Origin of the sequence: Streptomyces sp. NPDC058086 (genome assembly GCF_042885015.1) — a bacterium.
Taxonomy (GTDB): domain Bacteria; phylum Actinomycetota; class Actinomycetes; order Streptomycetales; family Streptomycetaceae; genus Streptomyces.
The window spans coordinates 1-14,899 of the sequence record NZ_JBHVST010000169.1 but is presented as its reverse complement, the minus strand read 5'-3'; the positions used below and the strand labels follow the sequence as shown (position 1 = coordinate 14,899).

Here is a 14,899-nt window from a genome sequence, read left to right as displayed (position 1 = left end):
GTGCACGCCCCCCGCACCGCGCCCGGGTGCTTCGCCCGGATCGTGCTGCGCCGGGCCGGCCTCGACCCGGACCGCGACATCCGCACCGTCGTCCGCCCGCCCGGCGACTACGGCATGGACCTGCGCCGGCTGCACGACGGCAGCATCGACGCCGCTCTGGTGGGCAGCACCATGGCGCCGGAGGCGATAGCCGCCGAGTACGGCTGGCAGGTGCTGGCCTGGGTCGGCGACCGCTTCCGGATCCCCACCGTGGGCGTGGCCGTCGACCCCACCTGCACCGACCCGGACGACCCCGCGGTCCAGGCCGTCGTACGGGCCCACCGGCGCGCCCTGCGGGTGATCCACGACGAACCCGACACCACGGTGGGGCACATGCAGACGTTCCTCGGCCGACACACCGCGGACGAAGTCCGAGCCCACTACGAGACGTTCATCGCGCCGTATTTCACCACCGGCGGCCAGGCCGACCCCGCCGTCGGCGCCGGTGCGATCACCGCGGTCGCCACCGAACTCGGCGTCCCCGCCACCGTCACCGCGGCTGACTTCTACCGGACCGCGGCCGCCGCAGCCACCACACCCTAGGAGCCCGGCGACGCCGGCCGCTGCCCCAGCGCATGGGATGCCCGGCAAGGCTTCTCGAGCGCCCCGGGGACCGGGCTCGGCCCGCCCTGGAATCGCAGGCCGGAGAGCCACCCGGCCTCACCCGGCCACCGGCATCGGCACCGCCGCGGGCGCGGGCCGGCGGGCGAGGGAGGGGACGGCGTGCTCCCCGGCCCCGGTCCCGGCCGGGGTGAGCGGCGGCCTGGTCCCGCCGCCCAGCCGGCTCAGCGCGGCGGCGGGGGCGTCAAGGGCGGCCCCGAGCAGGGCGGTCAGCTGCCCGGTCAGATGGGCGGCGGCCGTTTCGCCGACGGCGTCGTACTGGTAGGCGGCGGTGACGGCGATGCCCGCGGGCGCGCCGGCCGGTGTGTGCCGTTCGGTCAGGATCAGGCCGAGGGCCGCGGCCCGCAGCGGGAGCAGGGGCGGGGCCGCCCGCACGGTGAGCCCGGCCGCCTCGTACGCCTCGCCGCTGTCCGCCAGGACGCTCAGCGCGATGCCGCCGGGCCGGGCCAGCGCGGCGGCGCCGGTGCGGTAGGCGGCGAGGTCCGCGGCGCGTACCCGGCGCAGCAGCGCGGTGAAGGCCGGGTCGCCGGAGGTGTCCACGGACAGGGCCAGCACCCGCCCGTAGGGGCCCACGGCCCGGCGCAGGGCGGCGCTGTCACGGGCCGGCACCGGCGCGGCCACGGTGATGGCGGGGCCCGCGCCGAGCCGGGTGAGCAGGGCCGCGAGCGCGGCGTGCACCACCATGAACAGGGTGGCGCCCTGCGCGGCGGCCAGCCGGGCCAGCCGCTGGTGCAGGCCGGCGTCCCAGTCGAGGGCGAGGCGGCCGACGCGGGCGTCGGCCGGGGCGGGCCGGCTGCCCGGCGGCACGGTGGGCGCCAGGTCGCCGGCCCTCGCCCGGGGCGCCGCCTCGGGCACCGGGCCCTGCCAGCGCGGCGGCCGGCCCGCGGCCCGTGCCCGGTAGGCCAGGGCGAGTTCGGCGGCCAGCGGGGTGTGCGACCACAGGTCGACCAGGTCGGCCGGGAGGGTGAGCTCCAGCAGGTGGTCCTCGGCGGCCAGGGCGCGCAGCCGGGTGCCGGCCGAGCCCAGCCGGCTGTTGCGCAGCGCCCCGTGACGGTGCCCCACATCTCCCAGCGCCTCCTGCAGCGCCCCTGCGTTCAGCGCCCCGCGCAGCCGCAGCGGCAGGACCGCGCTGCCCTCCCCGTCGAGGGCCCCGTCGAGCGCCCCGGCGGGCCCGGTGGCGGCGGCCGGCCGCTCGCCGGCCGCTGCGGCGAAACGGGCCGGGGTGGGCGCCTCGTGCAGGGCGCGGTCGTCCAGGCCGGCGCCCAGCACCCGGCGGGCTTGGGCCAGCAGCCGGGCCGCGGCCGCGGGATGCCCGCCGAGGCGGAAGAAGTCGGAGTCGGCGTGGACGGTGCGCCGCGGCACGCCGATCGCCTCGGCGAACAGGTCGCGGACGATCTCCTGCAGGGGAGTGCCGGGCGGTTCGGCGCCGGACGCGGGCGGCGCGGAGGGGACCATGCGGTCGGGCGGCTTCTGACCGGAGAGTGACATCACGGCTCGCTCCTTCGACAGCGGCTACAGAAGGAAGGCTCGGCGGCTTGGCAAAACCTTGCCAAGATCCTGGCAATGGGATCCTGAGGGGCCGTCTCGAACCACTGGAGCACCACTCGAGCCCTGCCCCGGCGCCCGGCCCGTATCGAATGCGGGGCCTTGGCGGGTGGCGCTCGCTGGATGCGGTGACCGGTGCGGCGGCTTCCTGGGCACGGACGGCGGTCGGATGGGCCGGGGGGTCATGGCGGGGGCGATGGCCGATGCCAGGCCCGGTGGAGCCGTACCCGGCAGTGGTCCAGGCCGCACTCGCCCTTGGTGTGGGCCGCAGCAGACGGAGCCGCATTTAGTTTCAGATGAGACCGTATCGAACGAATCGATGGCGGTAATGTGGCCCCATGAACGCCGACGTTCCTCACCGAACCACCCCCTCGCGTGTGACCGACCGCCCCGGGGACGCCTCGCCTTTCGCTCTCGGCCTGCTGCTGCGCCGGGCGCACTGGCGCGCGGCCGCGGTGATGGAGGAGGCGCTTCGGCCGCTCGGCATCGAGCTGCGGCATTTTGCCGTGCTGATCGTGCTGGTCGACCGCGGGCCCACGGTGCAGCGGGACTTGGCGGCGGCGACGGGGTCGGACAAGGCGGGAATCATGCGGGTCGTGGACGACCTGGAGCGCAGGGGGCTGGCCGTACGCAAGAACGTTCCGGGGGACCGGCGGGTGCGGGCGGTGGAGATCACGCCTGAGGGCGTCGAGCTTTTCGACGCAGCTCATGTGGCGGCGGCGCCGCTGGCCGAGCGTCTGGTTGCCGAACTGGGACCCGGCGAGCCCGAGCAGCTGACGGATCTGCTGACCCGGTTCGCCCATCCCGCAGGCGGCGAGGCGTAAGCGCGCCCGCGTCCGCACGGCTCTTTCGCCGCATACCCGGCCGGTGGCCACCGGGGACAGGGCACCGCCGGCACCGCCGAACAGGGCGCAGGCGACGAGAACGCCGCGTGACGTCCGGGGTGAGGCGTCACGCGGCGTCCATGGCCCGGGGGCTATGCGGCGAGGCGCTCGGCGAGTTGCCTGGCCTTGGCGGTCGCGTCCTCGAAGGCGCGCTCGCGGGAGGCCTCGTAGAGGGGGACCAGTTCGGACATGGCCGGGCTGCGGGGGGCCATGGTGAGTTCGGGGACGATGAAGTCGAGGTCCAGGCCGAGGGTGTCCTTGAGGACAGCCTCCAGGTAGTTCTGTACGAACTCGTAGTCCTCGCGCGGGGTGCCCGGCGCGTAGGAGCCGCCGCGGCTGGCGACGACGATGACCGGGGTGCCCTGGGCGGAGGGAGTCTCGCCCGCGGTGCGGCCGAGCAGGAGCACGTTGTCCAGCCACGCCTTGAGGGTCGAGGGGATCGCGTAGTTGTACATGGGGGCGCCGATCAGGACGGCGTCCGCCTGCTCCAGTTCCTCGATGAGCTTCACGCGCGCGGCGAACGCGGCGGACTGCTCCGGGGTGTGCTCGGACGGGGCGGCGTATCCGGCGGACCAGGCGTCGGCGGTGATGTGCGGGACAGGGGCGGCGGCGAGGTCGCGGTAGATGACGGTGCCCTCCGGGTGCTGCTCCTCCCAGGCCCTGCGGAAGGCGTCCGCGACCGAACGGGACGAGGACGCCTCGCCGGGAAACACGGACGAGTCGATGTGCAGCAGCGTGGCCATGTGCTTTCTCCAGCGGCGATAGTTAAACACGAGATGGTATTGAATGATACTATATTGAGTGAAACGAAAGTGTCGCGTCGAGCGGAGGGAGGTGGGCGATCGTGGACGTCTACGAGGCGGTCACGAGCCGGCGGGCGGTGCGCGGTTTCACCGACCGGCCCGTCCCGAGGGGGGTGCTGGAGCGGGTGCTGTCCGGCGCGGCTTGGGCACCGTCCGGATCGAACCTCCAGCCGTGGCACACCTACGTGCTGACCGGCGGACCGCTGGCCGAACTCAAGAAGCGCGCCGGCGAGCGCCTGGCCGCGGGCGACCCCTGGGACGAGCCGGAGTACGAGCAGTACCCGCCCGCACTGAAGTCCCCGTACCGCGAACGCCGAGCCGCCTTCGGCGAGCAGCGCTACGGCGCACTCGGCATTCCGCGCGAGGACATGGAGGCGCGGCAGAGGGCCGCTTCCGCGAACTGGGACTGTTTCGGCGCCCCCGCCGCCCTGTTCTGCTACATCGACCGCGACCTGGGCCCGGCCCAATGGTCCGACGTCGGCATGTATCTGCAGACCGTCATGCTGCTGCTGCGCGCCGAAGGGCTGCACAGCTGCACGCAGATGGCATGGGCGAAGTACCGCAAGACCGTCGCGGAGGTCCTGTCACCCCCGGACGAGCTCATCCTCTTCTGCGGCATGTCGATCGGGTTCGAGGACGTCACGGCGGGTTACACCCGTACGGGCCGGGCGCCGCTCGACGAGACGGTCACGTTCGTCGGTGGTCAGTCAACTACCCGGCGCTAAAGCGCCGGGCTTGCACAACGGGCATCACTGGCGGTGATGCTGCGTTTGCGTTCAGCGGGAGCCTCCCCCACTCTCGGCTTCGCTCGAGCGGGAGGTACCCCCATCGGTCTGCGTGATCAACGAATCCGCAGTTCGGGCACGCGAATGCCGTCGGCGCTCAGGCCACGGCCCAGGGGCCCAGGTCGCGCGTGCGGCGGGCGGCCGCGGCGGGCCGGCTCTCGTCCCACGCCGGGGCCAGCGCGGCGGAGAGGATGCCCCAGAGCTGGCCGGCGGTCAGGGCGTGCACCGGGACGACGACCTGGCCGGCGAGGCTGACGCGGAACGCGGACTCCAGCGCGCCGACGATGCCGATGAGCGCCATGGAGTCCAGCCCGTAGGCCTCCATCGGGACGTCGGCGGCGGGCTCCTTGTCCTTGCCGAGCCCCGGCAGACCCTGACGCAGGACATCCTCGAACTTCGCGTTCCACGGTGCGTGGGCCATTGGGCGACTTCCTTCCGGGACACGGGAGAGACGAAGCGGTGCGGTGCGGCGGTGCTCCGGGCAGCACCGTGCCGCATCCCGCTCGAGTTGCCGTGGACGCCCGCTCAGGCCGCAGACCCGCCAGGGACATGACCGAAGCCCCCGCCACGGTGCTGCTGCCGGCGGGGGCCTCACGGGTTCGGCGGGTGGTCCGGTGGGTGGTGGTCCGGTGGACGTCGTACGGGCAGCGGCGGCGGGGAAGCGTTCCGCACGTGCGCGGGGACGGGACGGCCGCGCGAGGGCGGGCGGCATCCTCAGACAGCCGCGCTGCCGCCCGCGACCGGCCACCCGATGTCGTCCGTGGCGGAGACGGTGGTGGCGGTGGCCTTGGGCCAGCCGATGTTGCCGTTCGCCGAGACGACGGTGACCTTCGGCCAGCCGATGTCGTCGGTGGCCGCGGCGGTGGTGGCGGTGGTCTTGGGCCAGCCGATGTCGCCGTTCGCCGAGACGACGGTGACCTTCGGCCAGCCGATGTTGCCCTCCGTGGAGGCGGCGGAGACGGTGCCGGCCGTGCTCGGCCAGCCGATGGAGGAGGAGGCGGTCGTGGTGCTTGCCGCCTTGGGCCAGCCGATGCCGTCCGCGGCGGTGCTGATGCCGCCGGCGGTGAGCACGGCGGAGGCGACGGCTGCGGTGGCGGCGGTGACGGCGAGGCGGGCGACGAGGTTCTTCATGACAGCTCCTCTGTGGCAATGAAGCGAATCTGCGTTGGTAACTTCTTGCCAAGAAGCTTGGCAACGCCACCTCGGGATCTGCTCGGTATTCACTGGAGATGGGCTGGAGACCGGCGAGAGATGCCCTACTGCCTGCGCAGATGCGTGGCAAAGTTTGTCCAACACCCCGCTCCGGGGGGCGTACGGAGCCGAACCCGAGGGGGTTGAACAGCACTTTCGCGGCCCCTCGGCTAGAGCGCCGCCGGAGCCCCCGTTGCCATCACGGCCTCACGCTAGGCAATGTATTGCCAAGCAAGTTGGCAATATTTGGCGACAGTGGGGGGAGGCCCCGGAAATGAACGCGACGCCGTCATCCACGGACCACAGGGACCACGCGTACGACACGAACCACGCGTACGACACGGACCGCACGGAGCCCGCGGACCAGGAAGGCCGGACGGTCCACCTGGACACGGCGGGCTGGGGCACCGTGCCCGCCGCCGTCCGCGCACTCGTCGCCGACTGCGCGAGCCGCGAGGACCGCTACGGCCCGCACGAGCTCGAGGAGGACCTCGAGGACGTCCTGCGCACCGAGGTCCACGAGCGCCTCGGCGCTCTGCTCGGCGTCCCGGCCGCCGACACCGCCGTCGTCACGGACGCCGCCGGCGCCTTCGACGATCTGGTCTCCCGCCTCGCCCCCGGCCGCGGCGAGCGCGTCTGGACGACCCCCTACGAGAGCGCCGCCCGCCTGACCGCCCTCTACGCCCTGCGCGACCGCACCCGTTGCACGGTGGAGGTCGTCCCGCTGCGCGAGGACGGGGACCTGGACCTGGAGTGGATGGCCCGGCACATCGACGACGACGTCGCCCTTGTCTCGGTCGTCCACGTCCCCTCCGGCTGCGGAATCGTCAACCCGGTCGAGGAGATCGGGCAGATCCTCGCCCCGTACCGGTGCGTGTACGCCGTCGACGCCTCCTACTCCGTCGGCCAGCTCCCCGTGGATGCCGGCCGCATCGGCTGCCAGCTGCTGACGGGCGACGGCTGGCGGTTCCTGCGCGGCCCGTACGACGTCGGGTTCGCCTTCCTGGCGCCCCGGCTGCGTGCCGCGTTCGAGGACGCCGCCGCCCACCGCCCCCTGCCGCGGAACGCGGCCGTCGCGGGCCTGAACGCCGCCCTGGCCCACCACACGGCCACCACCGCCACGGCCACCACCGCCACGGCCACCACCGCCACGGCCACCACCGCCACGGCCACCGCCGCCGGCTCCGCCGGCCTGGCCGGGCAGGGGCTCCTGCCCGCCCTGCGCGCCGCCGTCGAGGAGTGCCCCGGCACCGAACTGATCGCCCCCGGCCGGGTCCAGTCCGCCATCCTCGCCTTCCGCCACCGCGACCTGCCCGCCGCGCTCGTCCGCCGCCGGCTGGCGGCCCGCGGTGTCGTCCTGTGGAAGACGGCCGCGCAGGAAACCCCGCTCCACCTGCCCCGTTCCGGCGCCGCCACCGCCCTGCGCGCGTCCCTCGGCCCCGACACCACCCTCCAGGACATCGCCCGCTTCGGCCGGGCCCTGCGGGAAGTCGTCCGCGAGGAGACCGCCGGTGCGCAACGCCCCCGCCCCGCCCGCACCCTCCCTCCCGCCCCCGCCCCCGCCCCCGCCCCCGCCCCGGCCCTCGCCTCTGCCCCGGCCTCGGTCCCGCCCGCGGGGCCCCGGCCCCGGCCGTCCGCCCGCCGCCACCTGACCCTGTGCCCCACGCCCTGACCCCGACCCCGACCCCGAACTTGAACCCGAACCCGAACCCGAACCCGAAGGACATGTCCGGGACGCCCGCCTGCGGACCGGCCGTGATCAAGCGCCCGGAGAAAGCGCTGGATAGAATTCGGGCATGGGTGAGCAGCCCGTCCACACGGCTGCGCCGGGACCCGCTCCGGGAGTCGGTTCCGGCGGCGGTGTGTGATGGGCGCGGCGTCGGGGGGAATGGAGCTGTACTCCGGCCGGGCCTCGGGCCTGATCGGGGCGCAGATCGCGGGCTACCGGGTGGAGCGCGAGATCGGCCGCGGGGGCATGGCCGTCGTGTACTGCGCCAAGGACCTGCGTCTGGACCGTACGGTCGCGCTGAAACTGCTCGCCCCGGAACTGGCCCGCAACGACACCTTCCGGCGCCGCTTCACGCACGAGTCGCTGGTGGCCGCCGCGATCGACCACCCGCACATCGTGCCGGTCTTCGAGGCCGGTGAGACGGACGGTGTCCTGTACATCGCCATGCGGTACGTCTCGGGGCTGGATCTGCGGGCCCTGCTCGACCGGGACGGTCCGCTGCCCGTGACGACCGCGCTGCGGATCGCCGGGCAGGTGGCGTCGGCGCTGGACGCCGCCCATGAGCACGACCTGGTGCACCGCGACGTCAAGCCCGGCAACATCCTGGTGGCCCGGGGCACGGACAGCGATCACCCCGAGTACGTCTACCTCACGGACTTCGGGCTGACGAAGAAGTCGCTGTCGCTGACCGGGTTCACGACCGTCGGCGAGTTCGTCGGCACCCTCGACTACGTGGCCCCGGAGCAGATCTCGGGCCGCCCGGTGGACGGCCGGTGCGACCTGTACGGCTTCGCCTGCGTCGTCTACGAAACCCTCGCGGGCGGCCCGCCCTTCCAGCGGGACGACGACATGGCGCTGCTGTGGGCGCACCAGTACGACCAGCCGCCGCCCGTGAGCGAGCAACGGCCGGGCATCCCGCCGGCGCTGGACGGCGTGCTGGCCAAGGCCCTGGCGAAGGCCCCCGAGGACCGTTACGACTCCTGCCTGGAGTTCGTGGCGGCACTGCGGGCCGCCGCGAGCGGCGCAGGCGCCGCTGCCGCTGTCGCTGTCGGCAAGGACGTGCACGCGCCGACCCAGGTGGTCCCCGCGGTCGCCGAAGCCGCGCCGGCACCCGATCCGGTGCCGGATCCGCCGCGCTGGGCCCGGCCGGTCTTCGGCCGTACCCCCGGATAGCCGCAGGCCGTACACCCGGTCGGTGCACGCCGTAGGCCCGTCCGGCCGTACGCCGCCCCGCCCCGCCCCGGCCCTGCCCGCTCCTGCCGGGGCGCGGGGCCGTCGGCTTGCGAGGTGTGCGGGACGGCCGCACACAATGGTGTGAAGAGGAACCGACGGGCGGAGGGCGAGGGGGAGGGGGAGGGCGCGGGGCCGACGGCAGGAGGTTGTGTTGCGGGTTTCCTGAGGCTGTGCCGCCGGCCTGTGTGCCGCAGGCCCCGATGCCGGGAGTGGAGCTCGTGAGCATCGAACCGTCGTCGTCCGAACCGTCGTCCGAACGACCCAAAGGTCCTCCGTCGGGGCCGCTGGCGGGGTCTTCCCAGCCGGACCGGCCCACACCCCCGGACGCCGAAACCCGCCCCGGCGGCGGGCGGCAGGGACCGCCGGCCGGACCGCCCGGCGGACCCGGCGGCGGGGGCCGGGGCGGCGACGAGGGCCCGCACCACCCGTGGTGGAAGTCCGCGCCCCGGGTGGCCGTGGTCGCCACCGCCATCGTGGCGGCGGTGGCCCTGATCCTCGTGTTCACTCGCTCCGACGGCACCTCGAACCAGCAGCGGGGCGAGGTCTTCCTGCAGTCCGCCGGGAGCACGGGCGCGGACCCGTTCACGGAGTCGACCGCGAAGGAGGGCACCGCGCCGACGGCGACACCCTCGCTGCCCTCCACAGCCACGGCCACGGGCACGGGCACGGGCAACGCGGTACAGAGCGTGAACGGCGACGCCCCCGGCCTCTACGGCGGGACACGCAACGTCGCCAGCTGCGACGTGGAGAAGCAGATCACCGCCCTCAAGGCGGAACCGTCGAAGAACGCGGCCTTCGCCTCTGTGCTGGGCATCCGGCCCTCCGCCGTCCCCGGCTATCTGCGCACCCTCACCCCCGTACAGCTCCGGGCGGACACCCGGGTCACCAACCACGGCTACCGCAACGGTTCCGCCACCACCTATCAGGCCGTGCTGCAGGCGGGCACCGCCGTCCTGGTCGACGAGCGCGGGGTACCCCGGGTGCGCTGCGCCTGCGGGAACCCGCTGACACCGCCGGCCGCGCAGCAGAGCGCCGCCCCCAAGCCGGTGGGCCAGTCGTGGTCCGGCTACCGGCCCTCGCACGTGGTCGTCGTCGCGCCCGCGCCCCGCCCGGTGAAGAAGTTCGTCGTCGCGGGCCAGAAGAAAGGCGAATGGTTCACCCGGGACCAGGGCGACCACCGCGGCGAGCACGACAAGAAGACGACACCGCCCCCGCCCCCGCCTCCACCGAAGCCGTCCACGCCAGGCAGGGAACAGACACCCTCGAACGGCAAGACCTCGCCGGGACCGGGCAAGCCGTCGAAGCCCTCAGAGTCGGGTAAGTCGGAGTCGGGTAAGCCGTCCAAGCCGTCGGAGTCGGGTAAGTCGGAGTCGGGTAAGCCGTCCAAGCCGTCCAAGCCGTCGGAGTCGGGTAAGTCGGAGTCGGGTAAGCCGTCCAAGCCGTCCAAGCCGTCGGAGTCGGGTAAGTCGGAGTCGGGCAAGCCCTCCAAGCCGTCGGAGTCGGGCAAGCCGTCGAAGCCGTCGAAGTCCTCCGAGTCGGGCAAGCCCTCCAAGCCCTCCAAGCCCTCCGAGTCGTCGAAGCCGTCGACGTCCGGCAAGGAGTCGTCACCGTCGAAGGACAAGTCCTCGTCGGAGTCGGGCAAGCCGTCCTCTCCGTCGTCCGGGCCGTCCTCACCGGGCTCCTCCCAGCCGTCGCCGCCGCCGTCGTCGCAGCAGTCGGCGCCGTCGTCCGGGGAGTCCTCGAAGCCGCAGGCTCCGTCCTCCGCACCGCCCTCCTCGCAGCCCGAGCCAAAGACGTCCGCGCCCCCGTCCTCCGCGCCTCCGCCGCTGTCCTCGGCACCCCTGTCCTCCGCGCCCGAGCCTTCCGCGCCCCAGAACACGGCGCCCCAGAATTCCGGGCCCCCGCCCGCCGATACAGGACAGCAGCAACAGCAACAGCAACAGCAGCAGCAACAGCAGCAACAGCAGCAGCAGCAACAGCAGCAGCAACCGCCCGGCCCCGAGGGGTCCTAACAGCGCTGGCGCACATACGCCGCACGGTGTCCCAGGACCACCGTGCGGCGTCTTTCTGCGCGCTTTACCCGACTCATCCCGCTGGGTCAAGTCACGACTCCTCGGAACGTGACCGCGCGGTGCCCGTGGGGCCTACTTGAAGTGCGGGCCTCACCGGAAAGGAAATCCGGAAAATGAATGAGGCAGGACGGTAGGACGGAAATCTTCGGCAGAGGGTTTTCTCTTTCACCGAAACCGCGAATTGTCCCGGTGTGGCGGTCCCGGTAAAACGGTCCGCCGGCTGTCGTCCCGAATTTCTGGGGCAGGCAGAAGAGTCCCCTGAATCGGTAGGAGAAAACCCATGAACCGTATTTTTCACACCCACAGCGATGTCCGTTCCAAGCGCCGGGGCTTCCGCCTCGCCACACTCGCCGCCTCGGCCGCGGTGATCACCGGGGGCATCGTCCTTCCGGCGTCCGCCGCGATGGCCGCCCCGATGCCCGCCGCGCATGTCGTGAGCTTCGTCCACGGCGGCGGCGCCGGCGGTGACGGAGGTGCCGGAGGCGGCGGCCTCGTCGGCGGCGGCGGGGGCTCCGGCGGCTCCGGCGGCGGCAGCGTCCTGGGCGTCGGCGGTGACGGAGGCAAGGGCGGCAACGGAGGCGACGGCATCCTGTCCGGCGGCGGTGGTGGCGGCGGTGGTGGCGGCGGCGACGGTGTCATCGGCGGCAACGGCGGCAGGGGCGGCGACGGCGGCACCGGCTTGTTCGGCGGCAGCGCCGGCTCCGGCGGCTCCGGCGGCTCCGGTGTCATCGGCGGCAACGGAGGCAAGGGCGGCAACGGCGGCTTCGGTGTCTTCCAGGGCGGCAACGGCGGCAAGGGCGGCGCGGGCGGGCTCGGCGTCCTCTTCGGCGGCCTGGGCGGCGGCGGTGGCGCCGGCGGCGGCAGCATCTTCTGACCGTCTCGCCCCGGTGGGGCGGAGGCCCGCACGGCCTCCGTCCCCCCGGACCCCTCACCCCCCGCACCCCCATTGACCAGGACGCGGAGCCGGACGGCCGGCGCTGCGCCCGCAGAACCACAACCTCGCTCAAGGAAAACGGAGAACCCCCATGTCCAGAACTCGCTGGCAGCGTCCGCTCGTCCTGGTGGTGGCCTCGGTGGCCCTCGCCACCGGCACCGCGTGCGCAGCCCAGGCGGCGCCGGGTGTCACCACAGGCACCAGCCAGATGGCCCCGGCCGACCCGTCCCACTGCGGCCATGGCGGGGAAGGCGGGAAGGGCGGGGAAGGCGGCAAGGGCGGTGAGCCCGGTCAGCCGGGAGAGCCCGGCAAGCCCGGCCAGTTCGGCTGCTTCAAGTTCGACGACCTGCCTGACAAGCCCAAGTCGGAGCTCACGGGCGTGGACAAGATACGGATCGTGCTGACCGTGGAGTCCGGGCAGGCGAAGAAGGCCGACGTCGCCAAGAAGTACAAGATCTCCGAGAAGGAGTTCGACACCTGGGACAAGCAGTTCCGCGACGGGGACTGGGCCGCGCTGATGGGTCTGAATTCCCTCTTCGGCTCCTGAGGAACTTCCTCCGACGCCCCGGCCCGGTGCGGGCCGGGGCGTTCCTGTCAAGCCCCGAATTCCCGGGCCGTGACGGCGAGGCCCTTGACCGGGTTTATTCGATACAGCGGAAACCGCGGTACGGAAAATAATTCTTTGGAAAGAGGAATGCCATGCGTATGCGTTCTTGGAAGGTCCGTCTCGGTCTCACGGTCTCGACCGCCCTGACCGCCGGTGTGGCGGCCGGCGCGCTGGCGCCGGCCGCGATGGCCGCGCCGGCGCCGCAGAGCCATACGGCCGTGGTGGCCGCCGCCCGGCAGCTCCCCGCCGACGGCGCCCAGCCGGGCGGCGGCAGCCGGCCGGGCATCGGCCAGTTCGCCAACGGCCAGTTCGGCAGCGGTCAGTTCGGTAGTGGCCAGTTCGGCACCGTCAAGGTGGGCGACGGCAGCGTGCGGATCGGCGACCGGGTGTGTGCGGGCAACTGCAACGGGACCGTCAACGGGAGCAACGGCGGCCAGGGCGGGATCTGCGCCGGGCTGTGCAACGGCAGCGCCAACGGCGGCACCGGCACGACCGGCGCGCCGGGCCGCGAGGGCGGCATCGGCGGCCAGGGCGGGATCTGCGCCGGGATCTGCGGCGGCAGCGCCAACGGCGGCACCGGCGGCACGGGCGGAGCCGCGGTGGGCACCGGCGACGGCGGCCGCGGCGGCAAGGGCGGCACCGGCGGGATCTGCCTCGGGCTCGGCTGTGAGAGCGGCGGCATGGGCGGCCGCGGCGGCACCGGCGGCGCCGGCTGACGTCCGCCCGCCCCCGCAGGGGGCCGGTCCGCGGTGCGGTGGGAGTGGTGGCGCCCGCGGGGTCAGGGCGCGGACAGGCCGAGCAGGTTCGCCGCGTTGGTGTCGAGGATCATCGTGGCCTCCTCCGGGGCGAGCCCCGAGTCGGCGATGTGGTCCACGGCCCGCAGGAAGACCTCCCCGTCCTCGTAGGGGAAGTCCGTGCCGAGGACGAGGCGGTCCGGGCCGGGGGTTCCCGCAGCGCGGGCGGCCCCGTGTCGTGGTCGAGTGGGTTCATGGGCGGGGTGAGGACCGTGATGTCGGGGCGGTAGGGAGAGCGTGTGGTGAGGGAGCGGATCGACTACCGGGCGCTGTTCGCCGCCACCCCCAGCCCGTACCTGGTGCTGGGCCGCGACCTGGTGATCGTGGACGTCAACCGGGCCTACCTCCTGGCGACCGGCCGCCCCCGGGCGGAACTGGTCGGGCGGTACCTGTTCGACGCCTTCCCCGACAATCCCGCGGATCCGGACGCCGACGGGGTGCGGAATCTGAGCGCCTCCCTGCACTGGGTGCTGCGTTCGAAGGAACCGGACACCATGGCGGTGCAGAAGTACGACATCCCCGTCGCCGGCCGTCCGGGTGCGTTCGAGGAGCGCTGGTGGTCGCCGATCAACACCCCGGTGCTCGGGCCGGACGGGCAGGTGGAGTGGATCATCCACCGGGTGGAGGACGTGACCGAGTTCGTCCTGTCCCGTCCCCTGCAGGAGCAGAGAATCAGCGTGCTGGGCGAGCGGGAGGCGATGGAGGCCGAGCTGTATGCGCGGGCGCGCGAACTGCAGCAGCTGAACGAGGAACTGCGCAAGGCACACGCCCGGGAACGCCAGATCGCCGTCACCCTGCAGGAGGCCATGCTGCAATCGCCCGACCTGGCGGGCCACCAGGACATCGCGGTGCGCTACATGCCCGCCGCCGGGTCCCTGAACGTGTGCGGCGACTGGTACGACGTGGTCGATCTGCCCGGCGGCTTCGCCGTGGCCGTCGGCGACGTCGTCGGACACGGCCTGGAGGCCGCCGCAGCGATGGGCATGCTCCGCAGCGCCCTGTCCGCGGCGGTCCGCGCCCTGCACGAGCCGGCCAGAGCGCTGGAGGTGCTGGGCCTGTATGCCCGCTCGGTGGAAGGGGCGCTGGCCACCACCGTGGTCAAGGCCGTCATCGACGACCAGGGCCACCGCATCCGCTACAGCAGCGCGGGCCATCTCCCGCCCGTCCTGGTGCACCCCGACGGCTCCTTCGACCTGCTCGACCAAGCCACCGACCCCCCGCTGGGCGCCCGCCCCCGCCACGTGCCCCGCCCCCAGGCCGAGCTGCCCTACACCCCGGGAGACACCCTCGTGCTCTACACCGACGGGCTCATCGAACGCCGGGGAGAGGACATCGACGTCGGCCTGCGCCGGCTCACCGACACCCTCACCCGCCACACCCGTCTTGCTCCCGAACGCCTGGCCGACATGCTGCTCGCCCGCCTCGGTGTCAGCAGCGGCGGACGCGACGACGTCGCCCTGGTCGTCGTACGCCTCTAGGCCCTGTCGTCACATTCCCGTCTGCCCCGCGACGCCATGCACGCGCCCCCAAGTTCTCGGCTTCGCTCGAACAGGGAGGGACCCCTTCACCGCACCGGGCACAGACCCAAGTACGTCCAGTACGAGGGCCTGTGCCCGGCACGCCGAGAGCACGCTCCCCCAAGCTCTCGACTCCGCTCGAGCA

Annotated in this window: 13 protein-coding genes and 2 pseudogenes; 10 read left to right on the top strand and 5 right to left on the bottom strand. The window is 73.4% G+C overall.

Annotated features, from left to right (window positions below; genetic code table 11):
• Positions 1–582, top strand: a pseudogene (locus ACFVWD_RS54300) (ABC transporter substrate-binding protein); the annotation flags it as partial.
• Positions 583–699: 117 nt separating this feature from the next.
• Here the strand turns inward: ACFVWD_RS54300 and ACFVWD_RS54295 are convergent.
• Positions 700–2,148 carry a condensation domain-containing protein gene (locus ACFVWD_RS54295; RefSeq protein WP_389606247.1) on the bottom strand — a complete coding sequence of 483 codons (1,449 nt, stop codon included), beginning with the start codon at positions 2,146–2,148 and terminating at the stop codon, positions 700–702.
• A gap of 434 nt (positions 2,149–2,582) precedes the next feature.
• Here ACFVWD_RS54295 and ACFVWD_RS54290 point away from each other — a divergent pair, with 434 nt between their 5' ends.
• Positions 2,583–3,029 (top strand): MarR family winged helix-turn-helix transcriptional regulator, encoded by a 447-nt coding sequence (locus tag ACFVWD_RS54290; RefSeq protein ID WP_389606245.1) that lies wholly within the window; start codon positions 2,583–2,585, stop codon positions 3,027–3,029.
• A 152-nt stretch (positions 3,030–3,181) separates the two neighbouring features.
• Here ACFVWD_RS54290 and ACFVWD_RS54285 read toward each other — a convergent pair whose 3' ends face one another.
• Entirely contained in the window at positions 3,182–3,832 is a 651-nt protein-coding gene (locus ACFVWD_RS54285) for an FMN-dependent NADH-azoreductase (protein ID WP_389606243.1), read from the bottom strand.
• 101 nt (positions 3,833–3,933) lie between these two features.
• Between ACFVWD_RS54285 and ACFVWD_RS54280 the strand changes: the two genes are divergently transcribed.
• Entirely contained in the window at positions 3,934–4,617 is a 684-nt protein-coding gene (locus tag ACFVWD_RS54280) for a nitroreductase (protein ID WP_389606241.1), read from the top strand.
• A gap of 157 nt (positions 4,618–4,774) precedes the next feature.
• On the opposite strand, the gene ACFVWD_RS54275 is transcribed toward ACFVWD_RS54280, so the two are convergent.
• Together ACFVWD_RS54275 and ACFVWD_RS54270 are read right to left on the bottom strand one after the other, a co-directional pair.
• The gene (locus ACFVWD_RS54275) at positions 4,775–5,098 is read right to left on the bottom strand and encodes an acyl carrier protein (RefSeq protein ID WP_389606240.1); all 324 of its coding nucleotides are present in this window, start codon (positions 5,096–5,098) and stop codon (positions 4,775–4,777) included.
• 293 nt (positions 5,099–5,391) lie between these two features.
• Positions 5,392–5,808 (bottom strand): hypothetical protein, encoded by a 417-nt coding sequence (locus ACFVWD_RS54270; RefSeq protein WP_389606238.1) that lies wholly within the window; start codon positions 5,806–5,808, stop codon positions 5,392–5,394.
• 334 nt (positions 5,809–6,142) lie between these two features.
• On the opposite strand from ACFVWD_RS54270, the gene ACFVWD_RS54265 reads away from it, so the two are divergent.
• The 6 genes and pseudogenes from ACFVWD_RS54265 (at position 6,143) to ACFVWD_RS54240 (ending at position 13,159) form a co-directional block, all read left to right on the top strand.
• Positions 6,143–7,540, top strand: coding sequence for an aminotransferase class V-fold PLP-dependent enzyme (locus ACFVWD_RS54265; RefSeq protein WP_389606237.1), 1,398 nt, complete (start codon positions 6,143–6,145; stop codon positions 7,538–7,540).
• 216 nt (positions 7,541–7,756) lie between these two features.
• On the top strand, positions 7,757–8,770 hold the full coding sequence (locus ACFVWD_RS54260) for a serine/threonine-protein kinase (RefSeq protein WP_389606235.1): 1,014 nt from the start codon (positions 7,757–7,759) through the stop codon (positions 8,768–8,770).
• A gap of 278 nt (positions 8,771–9,048) precedes the next feature.
• A pseudogene (locus ACFVWD_RS54255) lies at positions 9,049–10,350 on the top strand (DUF6777 domain-containing protein); the annotation flags it as partial.
• Positions 10,351–11,182: 832 nt separating this feature from the next.
• Complete coding sequence (locus ACFVWD_RS54250; RefSeq protein ID WP_389606233.1) at positions 11,183–11,776, top strand: hypothetical protein; 594 nt, start codon at positions 11,183–11,185, stop codon at positions 11,774–11,776.
• A 151-nt stretch (positions 11,777–11,927) separates the two neighbouring features.
• Positions 11,928–12,383 (top strand): DUF1153 domain-containing protein, encoded by a 456-nt coding sequence (locus ACFVWD_RS54245; protein WP_389606231.1) that lies wholly within the window; start codon positions 11,928–11,930, stop codon positions 12,381–12,383.
• Between the two features lie 152 nt (positions 12,384–12,535).
• Positions 12,536–13,159, top strand: coding sequence for a hypothetical protein (locus ACFVWD_RS54240; RefSeq protein WP_389606230.1), 624 nt, complete (start codon positions 12,536–12,538; stop codon positions 13,157–13,159).
• A 62-nt stretch (positions 13,160–13,221) separates the two neighbouring features.
• Here the strand turns inward: ACFVWD_RS54240 and ACFVWD_RS54235 are convergent, their stop codons facing one another.
• Positions 13,222–13,650: an amidohydrolase family protein gene (locus ACFVWD_RS54235; RefSeq protein WP_389606250.1), complete on the bottom strand. Its 429-nt coding sequence runs from the start codon at positions 13,648–13,650 to the stop codon at positions 13,222–13,224.
• On the opposite strand from ACFVWD_RS54235, the gene ACFVWD_RS54230 reads away from it, so the two are divergent.
• Positions 13,534–14,715, top strand: coding sequence for a PP2C family protein-serine/threonine phosphatase (locus ACFVWD_RS54230; protein ID WP_389606249.1), 1,182 nt, complete (start codon positions 13,534–13,536; stop codon positions 14,713–14,715). The two genes, ACFVWD_RS54235 and ACFVWD_RS54230, sit on opposite strands and share 117 nt — an antisense overlap.
• Positions 14,716–14,899 lie beyond the last annotated feature (184 nt).

Coding starts and splice junctions, on each gene's coding strand:
- ACFVWD_RS54295 (WP_389606247.1), bottom strand. CDS start 2,148: ATGTCACTCTCCGGTCAGAAGCCGCCCGACCGCATGGTCCCCTCCGCG.
- ACFVWD_RS54285 (WP_389606243.1), bottom strand. CDS start 3,832: ATGGCCACGCTGCTGCACATCGACTCGTCCGTGTTTCCCGGCGAGGCG.
- ACFVWD_RS54275 (WP_389606240.1), bottom strand. CDS start 5,098: ATGGCCCACGCACCGTGGAACGCGAAGTTCGAGGATGTCCTGCGTCAG.
- ACFVWD_RS54270 (WP_389606238.1), bottom strand. CDS start 5,808: ATGAAGAACCTCGTCGCCCGCCTCGCCGTCACCGCCGCCACCGCAGCC.
- ACFVWD_RS54265 (WP_389606237.1), top strand. CDS start 6,143: ATGAACGCGACGCCGTCATCCACGGACCACAGGGACCACGCGTACGAC.
- ACFVWD_RS54260 (WP_389606235.1), top strand. CDS start 7,757: ATGGAGCTGTACTCCGGCCGGGCCTCGGGCCTGATCGGGGCGCAGATC.
- ACFVWD_RS54250 (WP_389606233.1), top strand. CDS start 11,183: ATGAACCGTATTTTTCACACCCACAGCGATGTCCGTTCCAAGCGCCGG.
- ACFVWD_RS54245 (WP_389606231.1), top strand. CDS start 11,928: ATGTCCAGAACTCGCTGGCAGCGTCCGCTCGTCCTGGTGGTGGCCTCG.
- ACFVWD_RS54240 (WP_389606230.1), top strand. CDS start 12,536: ATGCGTATGCGTTCTTGGAAGGTCCGTCTCGGTCTCACGGTCTCGACC.